The 15,785-nt window shown below is 34.1% G+C and carries 11 protein-coding genes; 7 read left to right on the plus strand and 4 right to left on the minus strand.

Annotated features, from left to right (window positions below; translation table 11 throughout):
- The first annotated feature begins 39 nt into the window (after positions 1–39).
- Both BUR17_RS16035 and BUR17_RS16040 read left to right on the plus strand, forming a co-directional pair.
- A complete protein-coding gene (locus BUR17_RS16035) occupies positions 40–1,137 on the plus strand; it encodes a Nif3-like dinuclear metal center hexameric protein (protein ID WP_074231613.1) in 1,098 nt (365 codons plus the stop codon).
- Between the two features lie 2 nt (positions 1,138–1,139).
- Complete coding sequence (locus BUR17_RS16040) at positions 1,140–1,916, plus strand: zinc ribbon domain-containing protein (protein ID WP_074231614.1); 777 nt, start codon at positions 1,140–1,142, stop codon at positions 1,914–1,916.
- Between the two features lie 272 nt (positions 1,917–2,188).
- Here BUR17_RS16040 and BUR17_RS16045 read toward each other — a convergent pair whose 3' ends face one another.
- Positions 2,189–3,967, minus strand: coding sequence for an AMP-dependent synthetase/ligase (locus BUR17_RS16045; RefSeq protein ID WP_074231615.1), 1,779 nt, complete (start codon positions 3,965–3,967; stop codon positions 2,189–2,191).
- A gap of 239 nt (positions 3,968–4,206) precedes the next feature.
- Between BUR17_RS16045 and BUR17_RS16050 the strand changes: the two genes are divergently transcribed.
- Together BUR17_RS16050 and BUR17_RS16055 are read left to right on the plus strand one after the other, a co-directional pair.
- Complete coding sequence (locus tag BUR17_RS16050; RefSeq protein WP_074231616.1) at positions 4,207–5,346, plus strand: acyl-CoA dehydrogenase; 1,140 nt, start codon at positions 4,207–4,209, stop codon at positions 5,344–5,346.
- Between the two features lie 23 nt (positions 5,347–5,369).
- Positions 5,370–5,735 (plus strand): hypothetical protein, encoded by a 366-nt coding sequence (locus BUR17_RS16055; RefSeq protein WP_074231617.1) that lies wholly within the window; start codon positions 5,370–5,372, stop codon positions 5,733–5,735.
- A 140-nt stretch (positions 5,736–5,875) separates the two neighbouring features.
- Here the strand turns inward: BUR17_RS16055 and BUR17_RS16060 are convergent, their stop codons facing one another.
- A complete protein-coding gene (locus BUR17_RS16060; RefSeq protein ID WP_074231618.1) occupies positions 5,876–6,790 on the minus strand; it encodes a DUF4349 domain-containing protein in 915 nt (304 codons plus the stop codon).
- Positions 6,791–7,278: 488 nt separating this feature from the next.
- Between BUR17_RS16060 and BUR17_RS16065 the strand changes: the two genes are divergently transcribed.
- A complete protein-coding gene (locus BUR17_RS16065) occupies positions 7,279–9,615 on the plus strand; it encodes a reprolysin-like metallopeptidase (RefSeq protein ID WP_084550700.1) in 2,337 nt (778 codons plus the stop codon).
- 86 nt (positions 9,616–9,701) lie between these two features.
- Here BUR17_RS16065 and BUR17_RS16075 read toward each other — a convergent pair whose 3' ends face one another.
- The gene (locus tag BUR17_RS16075) at positions 9,702–11,297 is read right to left on the minus strand and encodes a peptide chain release factor 3 (RefSeq protein WP_074231619.1); all 1,596 of its coding nucleotides are present in this window, start codon (positions 11,295–11,297) and stop codon (positions 9,702–9,704) included.
- A gap of 325 nt (positions 11,298–11,622) precedes the next feature.
- On the opposite strand from BUR17_RS16075, the gene BUR17_RS16080 reads away from it, so the two are divergent.
- Positions 11,623–13,971, plus strand: a complete 2,349-nt coding sequence (locus BUR17_RS16080; RefSeq protein ID WP_074231620.1) for a choice-of-anchor L domain-containing protein — start codon at positions 11,623–11,625, stop codon at positions 13,969–13,971.
- 54 nt (positions 13,972–14,025) lie between these two features.
- On the opposite strand, the gene rsmA is transcribed toward BUR17_RS16080, so the two are convergent.
- Positions 14,026–14,796: a 16S rRNA (adenine(1518)-N(6)/adenine(1519)-N(6))-dimethyltransferase RsmA gene (gene rsmA, locus BUR17_RS16085; protein ID WP_074231621.1), complete on the minus strand. Its 771-nt coding sequence runs from the start codon at positions 14,794–14,796 to the stop codon at positions 14,026–14,028.
- 91 nt (positions 14,797–14,887) lie between these two features.
- Between rsmA and BUR17_RS16090 the strand changes: the two genes are divergently transcribed.
- The gene (locus BUR17_RS16090) at positions 14,888–15,784 is read left to right on the plus strand and encodes a cell division protein FtsX (protein WP_074231622.1); all 897 of its coding nucleotides are present in this window, start codon (positions 14,888–14,890) and stop codon (positions 15,782–15,784) included.
- Position 15,785: the final 1 nt, after the last annotated feature.

Raw genomic sequence — 15,785 nt, forward strand, 5'->3', positions numbered from 1 at the left:
TAAATTATAACTAATTTCGTCACAAACATACAGAATAAAATGACAATTAAAGAAGTAATTTCTATTATAGAAAAACAGATTGCAATGCCACAGGCGGAAGATTTTGATAATGTAGGACTTCTGTGCGGATTACCTAACCGTATTGTAAGCGGAGTTTTAGTTTGTCATGATGCTTTAGAAAGTGTGATTGATGAGGCGATTGCCAAAAATTGTAATCTTGTGGTGTGTTTTCATCCTATCATTTTTTCAGGTTTAAAATCTCTTACCGGCAAAAATTATGTTGAAAGAGCGGTTTTAAAAGCAATTGAAAATAAAGTTGCCATTTATGCTATTCACACCGCTTTTGATAATGATTATTCTGGAGTAAATGCAGGAATTTGCAATGCTTTAGGGTTAAAAAATTTAAAAATACTTCAACCGAAGAAAAATAATTTAAAGCAGTTAAATGTTTATGTTCCCAGTGATTATTCTGAACAGTTGAAAGAAGCTCTTTTTTCGGCAGGAGCCGGAAACATCGGTTTTTATGATGAATGTAGTTTTAAAACCAAAGGAAACGGAACTTTCAGACCAATTGAAGGTTCAAACCCTTTTTCAGGACAGCAGAATGTGAGAGAAAATGCAGATGAAAATATGATTTCTGTAATTTTTGAAGCGTATAAACAACATCAGATTATTGCGGCAATGAAAGAAGTGCATCCTTATGAAGAAGTGGTGCACCAGATTTATTCTTTAGATAATGAAAACCAATATTCAGGGTTGGGAATGTATGGTGAATTTGATCAGGAGATGGATGAAAAAGATTTTCTGAGATTTATTAAAGATAAATTTAATGTTGAGGTGATTAAGCATTCAGAGTTTACAGGTAAAAAAATAAAAAGAGTAGGGGTTTTGGGAGGTTCCGGAGCAAGCGGAATAAAGTCTGCTCTCGCAAAAAAATGTGATGCATATATCACGGGCGATCTCAAATATCATGATTATTTTCAGGCAGAATCTAAAATATTGCTTTGTGATGTAGGACATTATGAATCAGAACAATGGGTTGCTCAACAATTATTTGAAATTTTATCACAAAAAATTAGTACATTTGCAATCTTAAATTCTAGCGAAAAAACAAACCCAGTAAATTATTTCCTTTAGATATGGCAAATTTAACAGATATTTCAGTTGAAGAAAAATTAAGAGCTTTATATGATTTACAGATCATAGATTCAAGATTAGACGAGATTCGTAACACAAGAGGAGAATTGCCAATCGAAGTTGAAGATCTTGAAATTGAAATTGAGGGTCTTGAGACAAGAGCTGAAAAATTTCATGCAGATATTAAAGAGCAGAATGATCAAATCAATACTAAAAATGAGGTGATCAATCATGCAAAAACACTTATTGATAAATACAAATCTCAACAGGATAGCGTAAGAAACAATAAAGAGTTTGAAGCTTTAGGAAAGGAGATAGAATATCAGGAACTTGAAATTCAGCTTTCTGAAAAAAGAATCAAAGAATATGGAGCTAAAATAGCTCATAAAGAAGAAACTTTGAATGAGCTGACTACAAAAATCAACGATTTGAAGAATCACCTTAAATTCAAAAAAGAAGAATTGGAAGGTCTTGTTTCTGAAACTCAGAAAGAAGAAGAATACCTTCTTGAAAAGTCTAAAGAATTTGCTGCTAAAATCGACGAAAGATTGTTGGCTTCTTATCACAGAATCAGAACAAGCTCTTCTACAGGTTTAGCGGTTGTAGGTCTTGAAAGAGGTGCACCGAAAGGATCATTCTTTACAATCCCTCCTCAAAAGCAAATGGAAATTGCTCAGAGAAAGAAAATCATTATTGATGAGCATTCAGGGAAAATCCTTGTAGATGACGAATTGGTAATGGAAGAAAACGAAAAAATGAAATCAGTAATTAAATTCTAATTACTCGTTTTTTAAAAATATTAATAAGACCGAAATTTTTCGGTCTTATTTTTTTTGATTTGTAATCATTGCGATAAGCATATCGACAAAGCAATCTCATAAATCCACCCATTTGATTTTAAATTCCCCTCCTTTGGAGGGGTGGCGAAAATTTCAAAGAAATTTTTGACGGGGTGGTTCTATGAATATATTAGTTTAAAAACTACCAAAATTTAAAAAGATTGTCCAAAGGATAAAAAAAGCCGCTTCCAAAAGAAGCGGCTTCATATTATTTAGTCATGATGCTCATACATCTTATTGTAAAGATCAATAAACTTTTCTTTAATCGCTTTACGTTTAAGCTTTAAAGTCGGCGTAAGAAGTCCCGCCTCAATTCCCCAAACTTCTGGCGTCAGTTCAATTTTCTTGATTCTTTCCCAGTTTCCTAGATGTTCGTTGATGTCATCAATCTCTTTTTCTATTCTTGCTTTTAGTTCAGTACTTTTAGCAATTTCTTGTGGAGTTGTACCGATATTTAGATTATTTCTCATTGCCCAGTTTTTTGCGAATTCAAAATCGGGTTGTACCAAAGCGGTTGGCATTTTTTCGCCGTCACCAACAACCATAATCTGTTCGATAAATTTCGAGGCTTTTGCTAAATTTTCAATCGTTTGTGGGGCAATATATTTTCCTCCGGAAGTTTTAAACATTTCCTTCTTACGGTCGGTAATCTGCAGGAAACCATCACTGTCGATGTGACCGATGTCTCCGGTTTTGAAATATCCGTCTTCTGTAAATGCCTCTTTGGTTTGCTCGTCATTTTTAAAATAACTTTTAAAAACTGAAGGTCCTTTTACGGTAATCTCTCCATCCTGTTGAATTTTTACCGTTAAATTATCCAATGGATGTCCTACAGTTCCCACTTTCATTTTTCCAAAAGAGTTTACCGAAATTACGGGGGAAGTTTCAGTCAAACCATAACCTTCCAAAATAGGAATTCCTGCGTTTTGGAACATTAAATTGAGTCGGGAAGACAAAGCCGCCGATCCTGAAACTAAAGTGATGATTTCACCGCCCAAACCTTCTCTCCATTTTTTGAAAACCAGTTTGTCGGCTATAATTTCCTGTAATCCTGAAGGTTTTGAAACCTCTTTCTTTTTTTGGATTAATTGTAAAGCCCAGAAGAAAATTTTCTGTTTTAAACCACCTGCATTAGAACCGGTATTATAAATTTTATCGTATACTTTTTCTACCAAACGAGGAACAACACTCATGTAATGAGGTTTTACTTCTTTTACATTTTCGCCCATTTTTTCGATACTTTCAGCAAAATAAATTGAAAAACCGTTATATTGAAAAAGGTAAAACAGCATTCTCTCAAAAATATGACAGATAGGTAAAAAGCTTAATACTCGTGTATCTTTGTAATCCAGACTTTTCTTTTTTGGAATTCTCGGAATTGAGCCTAAAACATTAGAAACAATATTTTCGTGAGTCAACATTACTCCTTTTGGTTTTCCTGTAGTTCCGGAAGTATAGATTAAAGTTGCCAAATCTTCGGTATTGATTGCCTTAGAAAGATCTTCCACTTCAATTTGTGTAGAATCATCTTCACCCAGATCAAGAATTTCTTTCCAGTTGGCTGCTCCGCTCACGTTATCAAAAGTAAAAACACCTTGTAAGCTTGATACATTATGTTTAATCTTCATTACTTTGGCAAGTAATTCTTTATCGGAGACAAAACAGTACTTAATTTCGGCATTATTAAAGATAAATTCGTAGTCTTCCGGCGAAATACTTGGGTAAACTGGTACAGAAACCACACCAATTTGCGAAAGTCCAAGATCCATCACTGCCCATTCTGTACGTGAGTTTGTTGTGATCAATGCAATCTTATCACCAGGTTTGATGCCCAGTTTTAAAAGACCTCTCGAAATCTTATTTCCCTGATTGATAAATTCCTGTGTAGAAGTTTTTTTCCATTCACCATGGTATTTGGTGACAAACATATCGCTTTTAGGAAGATGCTCTAAAGCATAATGAGGTATATCGAATAATCTTTTGATTGACATAATTTTCAAATAATAGTTAGGATTTTAAATATAAGAATTTTTTTTAACTATGGAAATAAGTTATAATTGTTTAGAATTTAATAAAATGTATGTCATAATACTTTTAATAATTCAAAGTAAAATAATATCTTCTGAATAATTACAAATCTGGCTGAAACCTTCATTAACTCTCAATTAATGTATCTATTTTCAGATTTACTTAAAAAGTGTAAATTAGCCACCATATAATAGAAAATTTTATGGACTTTAATTTATCAGAAGAACAGCTGATGATTCAGCAGGCAGCAAGAGATTTTGCACAAACCGAACTTTTACCTGAAGTAATTGAAAGAGATCGTGACCAGAAGTTTCCGGCTGAGCAAGTGAAGAAAATGGGGGAGATGGGACTTTTAGGAATGATGGTTGACCCAAAATACGGTGGAGCAGGAATGGACAGCGTTTCTTACGTTTTGGCAATGGAAGAAATCGCAAAAGTTGATGCTTCTGCTGCTGTGGTAATGTCTGTAAACAACTCTTTGGTGTGTGCAGGTCTTGAAAAATTTGCTTCTGAAGAGCAAAAAGTGAAATATCTTACTCCTCTTGCAAGCGGACAGGTAATCGGAGCTTTTGCTTTATCTGAGCCTGAAGCGGGTTCTGATGCGACATCTCAACAAACTACTGCTGAAGATAAAGGAGACTACTATTTATTAAATGGTATTAAAAACTGGATCACAAACGGCGGAACTGCATCTTATTATATCGTAATTGCACAAACTAATCCTGAGAAAAAACATAAAGGAATCAACGCTTTCATCGTTGAAAGAGGTTGGGAAGGTTTCGAAATCGGAACGAAAGAAGATAAATTAGGAATCAGAGGAAGTGATACGCATTCTTTGCTTTTCAATAACGTAAAAGTACCAAAAGAAAACAGAATTGGTGAAGACGGTTTCGGATTCAATTTCGCAATGGCTGTTTTGAACGGTGGTAGAATCGGTATTGCTTCTCAGGCTTTAGGTATTGCTTCAGGAGCTTACGAATTGGCTTTGAAGTATGCTAAAACAAGAAAGGCTTTCAAAACTGAAATCATCAATCACCAGGCGATTGCTTTCAAATTAGCAGATATGGCAACTCAGATCACCGCTGCAAGAATGCTTTGCTTTAAAGCGGCTTGTGAAAAAGATGCCGGAAAAGATATTTCTGAAAGTGGAGCAATGGCAAAATTATACGCTTCTCAGGTTGCAATGGATACAACCATTGAAGCTGTGCAAATTCACGGTGGATATGGATATGTGAAAGAATATCACGTAGAAAGAATGATGCGTGATGCAAAAATCACCCAGATTTATGAAGGAACTTCTGAAATCCAAAAAATTGTGATTTCTAGAAGTATTTCTAAATAATTAAAAACATCAAACACTATCTTATGAAAAAATCTTTGTGGATTACTTTAGGAGTCGTTTTACTTCTTGTTGGAGTTTTCGTCTGGTATAAGTTTTTCTTCGTTTTCGGAGAAGGCGTAAAGTCAGGTTATCTCAATTACGCCATCAAGAAAGGATATGTTTTTAAAACTTACGAAGGCAAATTAATTCAGGAAGGTTTTGGAAGAGGTAAGACAGGAACCATTACAAGCTATGAGTTTGAATTTTCTGTATCTGATCCCGAAGTTTTCAAACAACTGGAACTCAACAGTGGTAAAACCTTTGATCTTCATTATAAAGAATACAAAGGATCGCTTCCCTGGAGAGGAAACACAAGATATGTTGTAGATAAGATAGTAAATATGAAATAACGGAAAAGGCTCTCAATTGAGAGCCTTTTCTTTTACACCAAATCACAAAATTAATAAAATTATGAAGTGATAAATTTAAAAGGAAAAACTTAAACTTTATCATTTCTATTCTTAAAATTTGCTTAAAATTTAATAGTAATTTAGTTTGATTGATTTTCAGACTGTTTATTGTTTTTCTTTTTGTAGAAATAATAACCAATTCCGGCCATTACAAAAAGTGGCCAAAGCGGAAGAATAAATAAGAAAATCGAGGTAATCACTTCCCATCCGGAAGATATTGCTGCTAAAGATTTTCCGCCAAATGTTTCAGGTTTACTATTTACTAATGCGGCTTCTGAAGTTCCGTAAAGTGTAATTTCCATGTCGCATAATGTGTTGTTTACAAAATCCTGTCCGTTCACATCGATTCCTTTATTTTCTACATCTCCGATATTAAAACTAAGGTCGTCCATCAGATAATCAAATTTCTGAATCGGAACTTTTACTTTTAGATAAGCAATTTTGGTGTCGTTGTTATTCAGAGATGTATTTTCACTTTTTACAAAACCGTCATATTTTTTCACCAATTCTTTTACAGTTTCTTTAGCTGTTTCGGCATCGGTTACATTCAGCTCCAAAACTCCGGTTTTCTGCATAATATTCTGTGAAACTTTTTCTACAGGTTTTGGTCTGTCTTTGTAGACGATTTTAGTTTCTTTAATTACTTTCGGAGCCGGAACATTCACCACAATTTTATGAAGAGAATCTTTCTTTTCAGATTTTGATTCCAGTTTCATACTACCTATTTTTTCAGATAAAGAGTCAATGCTTTTTGAGGTTGCCTCCATTTTTTGAACGGCTTCGCTTTTTGTTTTTTCGAAATCTTTAATTTTAATACTTGCAGAGTCGAATACTGCTTCTGCCTCATTATTAATTGAATTGATTTTCTCACTAACATTTGCAACAGTACTATCTGCACTGCTAATTGCGTTTTCTAACTGAGGCTGTGTCGCTTCACCTTTTTTACACATTACAAATACGCTTGATACTGCAACTAATACGATGAACTTTTTCATAAGATTATTTTTTTGTTGAAGTAAAATTAAGAGTGAAGTTTTTGTAATGCTTGTAAAAGAAATGTATGATTTTAGTAAAATTTCATTCTGTTGAAAATCAATGAATTGTAAATTGATTGTAAGTGTTTTACAAAAAATTTAGTTAAATGTTAAAAATGTTAAAAGAAAATATTCATTAGAAATATAATAATATTTACCTTTGCTTTTTAAGACTTTCATAATGAAAGACCCATGCTTTGTGATATTGTCGTTTTTTATAGCTTATAATAGCGCAATAACAAACAATTTTTGATGATAAATTGTATATTATAAAACTAAAATTAAAGAGAAAATCATACAGTAATAGTGAATTATTAAAAGAAAAAGAAAATAATTTATAAATTAGATAGCGAAGAATACCAAATAAAATTTGATTCTGAGATTAAAATAAAATATTCTTTCAAATCTAATGGATACATTTTAATGTTTAAAAAAAAGAGAAAAACTATATGAAAAAACAACTACTTGTGATGGGAATATTTCTTATTTCCAATGTTTTTTTAGCACAAACAAGCCGACTTTGGAAGGAAGTGTCTCAAAAAACCAATTCGGAAATATTTGAAAATAAGACCAGCATTCTTCACCCAAGAATTTATAATCTTGATTTTGATAATTTAAAGAATGCTTTAGCGAAAGCGCCTAAAAGGTTTGCTGTTAGAGGAAAATCAGATATTATCGTTTCTTTTCCAAATTCTAATGGTAACATGGAAGATTTTAAAGTAAGAGAAAACTCAAACTTTGATCCTGAATTAGCAGCAAAATATCCGGACATTAAATCTTATGTTGGGGTAGGTGTTGAAGACGCTAGTTCTACTGTTTACTTCAGTATTTCTCCATTAGGGTTGTCTTCAATGGAAATTTATGGAGATAAGTCTGCGGTTTTTATCGAGCCATATACTAAAGACCTTTCAACCTATGTTGTTTATAAAAGATCAGACAAGAAAGCGAATTTAGATAAATTTGAATGTACAGTACTTGACGTTGCGCAAAAAGGCGTTAATAACTCAAGTCTTACTGCAAGACCAAATGCAGATGACGGAAAATTGAGAACTTTCAGACTGGCTTTATCTTGTACCGGTGAATATACAACGTATTTTGGTGGAACAGTTGCAGGTGCTTTAGCTGCGATGAATAATACAATGACCCGTGTAAATGGAGTTTTTGAAAAAGATTTCTCAGCGAGAATGGTTATCATTGCGAATAATAATACTGTTATTTACACAAATGCAGCTACAGACCCTTATTCTCCTTCAGCGCAGATGAATAACTGGAATGCTCAGTTACAAAATACTTTAACTGCGACGATTGGCGAAGCAAATTACGATATCGGTCACTTGTTTGGAGCTACTGGAGGGGGTGGAAATGCTGGTTGTATCGGTTGTGTTTGTACAAATGGTACTAAAGGAAGCGGATATACTTCTCCGGCAAATGGGATTCCGTCTGGTGATGCTTTCGATATCGATTATGTAGCTCATGAAATGGGACATCAGTTTGGAGGAAATCATACATTTTCTATGAATCTTGAAGGAACTGGGGTAAATATGGAAACAGGTTCAGGATCTACAATTATGGGATATGCAGGTATTACAGCTCAAAACGTACAAATGAACTCGGATCCGTTTTTCCATGCAGTAAGTATTCAGCAGATTACAAATAATATTAAAACTAAAACCTGCCCAGTCAGTACCAATACAGGAAATACAATTCCTACAGCCGATGCAGGATTAGATTATATTATTCCGAAAGGCACTCCATTTAAGCTTACAGGAACGGGTACTGATGGAGACGGTGATGCTTTGACATATATTTGGGAACAAATGGATAATGCTGTTACTGGTCAAACAGGAGCAAACTCTGCAGCAACTGCAACGAAAGCATCGGGTCCTACTTTCAGATCATTCACTCCACAAACAGTTCCGTTCAGATATTTTCCATCATTAGATAGAACACTTGTAGGAGCAACTACCACCTCAAGTCCTGTCGGTACAGCTTCACCTATTGTTGTAGAAGCTTTGTCGAATGTTGCTAGAACATATAACTTTAGATTTACAACTCGTGACAACAGAGCAGGAGGTTCCGGAAATAATTCCGATGATATGGTCGTTACAGTGAATGCTGCTTCAGGTCCGTTTACCGTAACTTCACAAAATACCGCAGGTGTTGTTTGGACTGAAGGACAGTCTTATGCAATCACTTGGAATGTTGCCAATACTACTGCAGCTCCTGTAAGTACACCAAATGTAACTATTCTTTTATCAAAAGATGGCGGTCTTACATGGCCAACTGTTTTGGTTGCAAGTACACCAAACAACGGAACATATAACTATACCGTTCCAGGTGGACTTGGTAACACCGCTAATAATGCAAGAATTATGGTAAAAGGGTTAAATAATATCTTTTTCAATGTTAATTTACAAAACTTTACGATTAATTCTTCTGCTGTTGTAATACCACCTAATCCAGGAACGCCTGGAACTCCAGGAACACCAGGAGCTGCACCATCTCCTATCTATGATGGTTTGATGATTTATCCTATTCCTTCAAACGACGGATATGTTTACATTAAGTTAGATTTCCCTAGACTTATACCACAAGCTCCATATCCATTCTCATATACCATTTATTCAATGGATGGAAAACTTGTTGTTCCTAAGAAAAACCGCCTTTTCTTTTCTGAGCATTTAGAGAAAATTAATTTAACAGGCATACCTTCTGGAACTTACATGATTGAAGTTGAATTGATGGGTGAGAAAATTGTTAAAAAATTGCTCATGCTGAATAAATAATCAATAGAAGTATTTAAAATAAGAAACCCGTTAAGCAATTAAACTTAACGGGTTTTATTTTTTATAAAACGAACTTAAATAAATTTTTAAGCATTCTTAAATTCACTGATGAAATGTAATTTCACATTCGGGAATTTTTCTTGTGTCATATGAATTGTAAAAGAAGAGTCTGCCAAGAAAACCAATTGGTTATATTTATCTCTTGCCAAAAATCTCTGCTTTAATCTTGCAAATTCTTTGAATTCTTCAGATTTTTCATCTGCTTCTACCCAACAAGCTTTGTGCATAGAAAGTGGTTCATACGTACATTTTGCACCATATTCGTGCTCCAAACGATATTGAATAACTTCGTACTGAAGCGCACCAACCGTTCCGATGATCTTTCTGTTGTTCATTTCAAGTGTAAATAACTGAGCAACACCTTCGTCCATCAACTGATCAATACCTTTTGCCAATTGTTTTGCTTTTAAAGGATCGTTGTTATTAATATATCTGAAATGTTCTGGTGAGAAACTAGGAATTCCTTTGAAGCTCAGCTTTTCGCCGCCCGTTAAAGTATCTCCAATTCTGAAACTTCCTGTATCATGAAGTCCGACGATATCTCCAGGGAAACTTTCATCAACTACTTCTTTTTTATCTGCAAAAAATGCGTTCGGAGAAGAGAATTTCATTTTTTTACCTTCTCTTACCAACAAATAATTTTCGTTTCTTTTGAAAGTTCCTGAAACAATTTTCACGAAAGCGAGTCTGTCTCTATGTTTAGGATCCATGTTTGCGTGAATCTTGAAAACAAATCCTGTAAAGTTACTTTCTTCAGGCTTTACCAAACGGGTATCACTTTCTTTCGGCTGTGGCATTGGTGCAATGTCGATAAAAGCATCCAACAATTCACGAACACCAAAATTATTTAAAGCTGAACCAAAGAAAACCGGTTGTAAATCTCCTTTCATATAATCTTCACGATTGAATTCAGGATAAACAGATTGTATCAAATCGAGTTCTTCTCTTAAATTTTGTGCTGGTTTTTCGCCAATAACTTCATCAATTTTAGGATCATTAATGTCATCAAACTTAATTGCATCACCTACTTTCTGTTTTTTCTCTTCTAAGAATAACTGAATATTGTTTTCCCAGATATTATAAATTCCCTGAAAATCTGCACCCATACCAATCGGTAAAGAAAGTGGGCAAACGGTTAATCCCAATTTTTGTTCAACTTCATCCAGCAAATCGAAAGCATCTTTCCCTTCACGGTCAAGCTTATTGATGAAAACCAACATTGGGATGTTTCTCATTCTGCAAACTTTAACGAGTTTTTCGGTCTGTTCCTCAACCCCTTTTGCAACGTCGATTACAACGATTACAGAATCTACAGCAGTTAAGGTTCTATAAGTATCTTCAGCAAAATCTTTGTGACCCGGAGTATCCAGAATATTGATTTTATGATCTCTGTATTCAAAAGCCAACACGGAAGTTGCTACCGAGATTCCTCTCTGCCTTTCAATTTCCATGAAATCGGAAGTGGCTCCTTTTTTTATTTTATTGGATTTTACCGCACCTGCTTCCTGAATTGCTCCTCCGAAAAGTAGTAACTTCTCAGTAAGAGTGGTTTTTCCGGCATCGGGGTGAGAGATAATTCCGAAGGTTTTTCTTTTTTCTATTTCTTTGATTAAGTCTGACATATCGTATTTTGAATTTGCAAAAATCGTGAAATTAATCGAATTCTGAAAGTCACATTTTTTTGAATGTTTGAAATAAATTTTAAGAGATGATTTTTATCTTTTTTAATAACTTTTTATTTTTTAACACAAAATATTTCTGATTTTCCCCCTGGAATTTTCTTAAAAGCTGATTTTAGATTTAATCTGCGATTTTCGAATTGACTGTTTTGTATAAATAAAGTATTTATACAAAAATTAAATAAAGCTTCTTAATGATGTAAAAAAGTAGAGTTATTTGTGGGGTAACTGTAAAAAACTATTAAATTTGTTGAAACAAAATTTTATTATGAAGAGATATATACTGCGGTTTTCTTTATTTTTATTAGCCTTAGGAAATGTTACTTATGCTCAGACAGCAAGACCTCCAGCAAAAAAAATCATCCCTGCAACAGCGAAAGCGGGAGATTACATAGATGTAAATGTTACTCCTTATCCTGAAAGCAATTTTACTCCTGCACAATTAGTAACTGATGTTTTAGTAGGAACTTCAGGTTCTTGCGGAACTCCTAATATTTCTAACGTTACAGTTAGCCCTAATCAACTGGTTACTAATAATGATAGATTTTGGGGGTATTTTAATAAATCAACCTCTACATTCCCCTTTGAAGAAGGTATTATATTAACAACTGGTTTCGCTAGAAAAGCTGGGAATACTGCTGAAGGTGCTATTTTAAGTGATGATAATGGTGGAGGAAGTGATCCGGATCTTGTTGCAGCAATTGGAGTAACAACACAAATTTTCAATTCTGGTGTTTTAGAATTTGATTTTGTACCGACGAGTTCTCAGATGAAGTTCAGATATATTTTCGCTTCAGAAGAATATACAGGAAACTATCCTTGTCCACCATTGCAATATGATGATGCTTTTGCTTTACTGCTAAAGCCAAATACTCCAGGATCTACTTATACAAATTTAGCAGTTTTACCTGGAGGTGCAGGACCAGTTTCTGTACCTAATATTCTTCCGGGAAGCTTTTCTTGTGGACCGATTAATGCTCAATATTTTGGCTCTTTAGCTCCAAATGCCACAAATTATATTGGTACTACAGCGCCTCTTACTGCTGAAGCTACAGTAATTCCGGGACAGTCTTATCATATAAAAATGATTATTGCAGATGCTAGAGATGATAATTTTGGATCTGCTGTTTTTTTAGAAGCAGGTTCATTTGATATCGGTGTAAATTTATTAGATCCTTCGGGAGCTCAATTACCTGCAGAAATTAATGTTTGTGATAATGAGCCACAGGTAATTACAGCATCAACGAGTGGACCCAATTTAAATTATAAATGGTTTTTAGATGGAGTAGTAATACCGAATGCTACTACCAATACTATTACTGCAACACAGCCCGGAACGTATAAAATTGAAGTAAGCGTTCCCGGAAATCCTTGTCCTGGAAGTGCATCAATTGTCATTCATGGTGGAACAACCCCAGAAGCACATAACGGAACTTACTTATTGTGTACTACACCAGATGTAACTTCATTTAACTTAAATGGAACAAAAGCTTCTATCAGTAATGATTGGCAAACTGCAACATTTCATTTTTATGAAAACCAAGCAGATGCAATAGCTCAAAACAATAATTATATTGCAAACATTTACGACTATAACGGTACAGATGGACAAATTTTACATGTTGTAGTTTCTAATGGTAGCTTTTGTAGTAGACTTGTAGAACTTACTTTGCAAAGGGAAGTTACTCCTGTTGCACAATTGGCTTCATCACAGTACAGAATTTGTGTTGGTGAAACCGTTACGCTTACCGCTTCAGGAGGGGTGACTTATCTTTGGAGTAATTTTGGAGGAAGTGGAAATACACAAACCGTTACATTACACCAGTCTACAGAATTTACAGTGTACGCAATCGGAACAAAAGGTTGTAAATCTCTTCAACCGGCTAAAGTAAGAATAGAAGTTATTCCGGCGATTACAACTCCTCTTTTAGATGTAGAAATGTGTGTTGGAGACAGTATTGTTTTGGATGCAGGAGCGGGAAATAATTATACTTATTTGTGGAATACAGGCGCAACTACTCAGACAATAGTTGCTAATGAATTAGGTATTTACAGTGTGGAAATTGATAATGGAGTTTGTAAGGATGAGTTTAAAGTCAAAGTACATGCAGCAGCTTTACCATATGTAACAAATCTTAATTATTCTGATAATACTTTGACGGTAACGGCTTACACACCTTCAATCAATAATATTGCGCAGACTCTTGAATATTCTATTGATGGTGGTATTGTTTGGCAGGATTCTAATGTTTTCCCGGGGCTTTTAAACAATACAAATTATACGGTAAGAATAAGAATTAAAGGCACGAGTTGTAATGGTTCTATAGAATTCTTTACGCTTCATATTAATAATGTAATTACGCCAAATCAAGACGGTGTAAATGATGTTTTAGATCTTACTTCTTTAGCAAAATACAAAAACTTTAATGGTTCTATCTATGACAGATACGGTGTGGAAATGTTCAAATTCTCAAAAGAAACACCAATCTGGAACGGAACTGTAGGAGGGAAGAGATTGCCGACTGCAACGTATTGGTACAAATTTAATTTTGAATACAATAAGTCTAAAACCCAAATGAATCAATCGGGTTGGATTATGTTGAAAAACCGAGAGTAACTCTCAGTATTAAATAAAAAAAATGCCTTTCAGAATTTGAAAGGCATTTTTTGTTTATTGATTTTCTTTCCAAAGAGTGGTGAAAGAAATAAAATCTGCGACACTAAGCTCTTCAGCTCTTTTATCTAAAAATTCGTGAGTTTTTAACGCTTCAGGAATATTTAAAACTTTCAGTGCATTAGATAATTTTTTCCTTCTTTGATTAAACCCTGCTTTTACGATTTGTTTAAACAAAACTTCATTTCCGGCAAGACCTTCTTTAGGATTTCTGGTCAGTCTTATCACGCCCGATTTTACTTTCGGTGGCGGATTAAAAACATTTTCATGCACCGTGAAAAGGTATTTTACATCATAGTAAGCCTGAATTAAAACAGACAAAATTCCGTAATCTTTTGTTCTTGGTACAGCGGCAGTTCTCTCTGCAACTTCTTTCTGGAACATTCCTACCATTTCTGGAATTTGCTCATAATAATCAATGATTTTAAATAAAATCTGTGACGAAATATTATAAGGAAAATTTCCGATAATTGCGATTTGTTCATTTTCTAAACCTGCAAAATCATGCTTTAGAAAATCTCCTACAAAGGTTTCTTCGGTTATTTTATCATAATGCTGTTTCAGATACTCGATAGATTCTGTATCGATCTCTGCAAGATATACTTTTTGTTCTTTTTCAATAAGATATTTGGTAAGAACTCCCATTCCGGGGCCTACTTCGAGTACGTTTCCGTAGTTTTCAAAGCTCAGTCCTTCTACAATTTTCCTGGCGATATTTTCGTCGGTCAAAAAGTGTTGACCGAGATGTTTTTTTGCTTTTACACTCAAAGTTTTTTATGATTTCGTTAACAATGATTTTCTCTAATTCGTCCCAAATTTCGGAAGATTTTTTCTAATTTAGCCAAAAATTTTAATATTAATGGCTAAATCTGTAGATGAGTTTAATAAGAAAAGGCTTCGATCCAGCAATATTACTGTCGTAGTAAGTATCGCATTAGTGCTGTTTTTGTTGGGATTAATGGGGCTTATTTTAATCAACGCTCAAAAATATTCCGACTATTTAAAAGAGCAGCTTGTAGTAAATGCTTATTTTGATGAAAATTACGAGATCAAAGATTCTGCTAAAATTGCAAAACAAGAAGCCGTTGCTGTTGAATTAATCAATAAAATGGAAGCGGTAAAACGTACCAAATACATTACCAAAAAAATGGCTACTGCTGAAGCTAAAAAAAGTTTGGGAATTGATACAGAAGCGCTTTTTGAAGAAGATATTTATCCTGCCTCTGTAGAAGTTTCGTTAAAAGCGGGTTATACAGATTCTATTAAAACAGCAAGCGTATTGAAAGAACTGAAGGCTGTTCCCGGAATAAAAGATGTGAAAAACGATACCGATTCTCAGAAAATATATGACAACCTGAATAAAATTTTAAAATGGATTTTAGGATTCTGTGTATTGTTCTTGGTTTTAGCGATTGTATTGATTAACAATTCAATTCGTCTTAAAGTTTTTTCAAAAAGATTTATCATCAAAACCATGCAGTTGGTAGGTGCAAAACGAAGATTTATTTTAACGCCTTTCATCAAAGAAGCACTTGTTTTAGGAGTTCTTGGTGCGGTTATCGGTCTTTTGGCACTCTTCGGAGTTTGGTATTATTTTACAACAGCGATCAAAACGCCTTTCGTACAAGATACGAATCAGTATATTTGGTTGGTGGTTTCTATATTTGGTGTAGGTTTATTCATCACCGTATTAAGTACAATTATTGCAACATGGAGATTCTTAAGATCTAACGTTGACGATTTATATTATTCTTAAA

Source organism: Chryseobacterium scophthalmum, assembly GCF_900143185.1.
In the GTDB taxonomy this organism is placed as follows: Bacteria; Bacteroidota; Bacteroidia; order Flavobacteriales; family Weeksellaceae; genus Chryseobacterium; species Chryseobacterium scophthalmum.

Excerpts from the sequence above, each read along its gene's own strand:
- BUR17_RS16055 (WP_074231617.1), top strand. The coding sequence starts at position 5,370 with ATGAAAAAATCTTTGTGGATTACTTTAGGAGTCGTTTTACTTCTTGTT.
- BUR17_RS16060 (WP_074231618.1), bottom strand. The coding sequence starts at position 6,790 with ATGAAAAAGTTCATCGTATTAGTTGCAGTATCAAGCGTATTTGTAATG.
- BUR17_RS16065 (WP_084550700.1), top strand. The coding sequence starts at position 7,279 with ATGAAAAAACAACTACTTGTGATGGGAATATTTCTTATTTCCAATGTT.
- BUR17_RS16035 (WP_074231613.1), top strand. The coding sequence starts at position 40 with ATGACAATTAAAGAAGTAATTTCTATTATAGAAAAACAGATTGCAATG.
- BUR17_RS16045 (WP_074231615.1), bottom strand. The coding sequence starts at position 3,967 with ATGTCAATCAAAAGATTATTCGATATACCTCATTATGCTTTAGAGCAT.
- BUR17_RS16050 (WP_074231616.1), top strand. The coding sequence starts at position 4,207 with ATGGACTTTAATTTATCAGAAGAACAGCTGATGATTCAGCAGGCAGCA.
- BUR17_RS16080 (WP_074231620.1), top strand. The coding sequence starts at position 11,623 with ATGAAGAGATATATACTGCGGTTTTCTTTATTTTTATTAGCCTTAGGA.
- BUR17_RS16040 (WP_074231614.1), top strand. The coding sequence starts at position 1,140 with ATGGCAAATTTAACAGATATTTCAGTTGAAGAAAAATTAAGAGCTTTA.
- BUR17_RS16090 (WP_074231622.1), top strand. The coding sequence starts at position 14,888 with ATGGCTAAATCTGTAGATGAGTTTAATAAGAAAAGGCTTCGATCCAGC.
- BUR17_RS16075 (WP_074231619.1), bottom strand. The coding sequence starts at position 11,297 with ATGTCAGACTTAATCAAAGAAATAGAAAAAAGAAAAACCTTCGGAATT.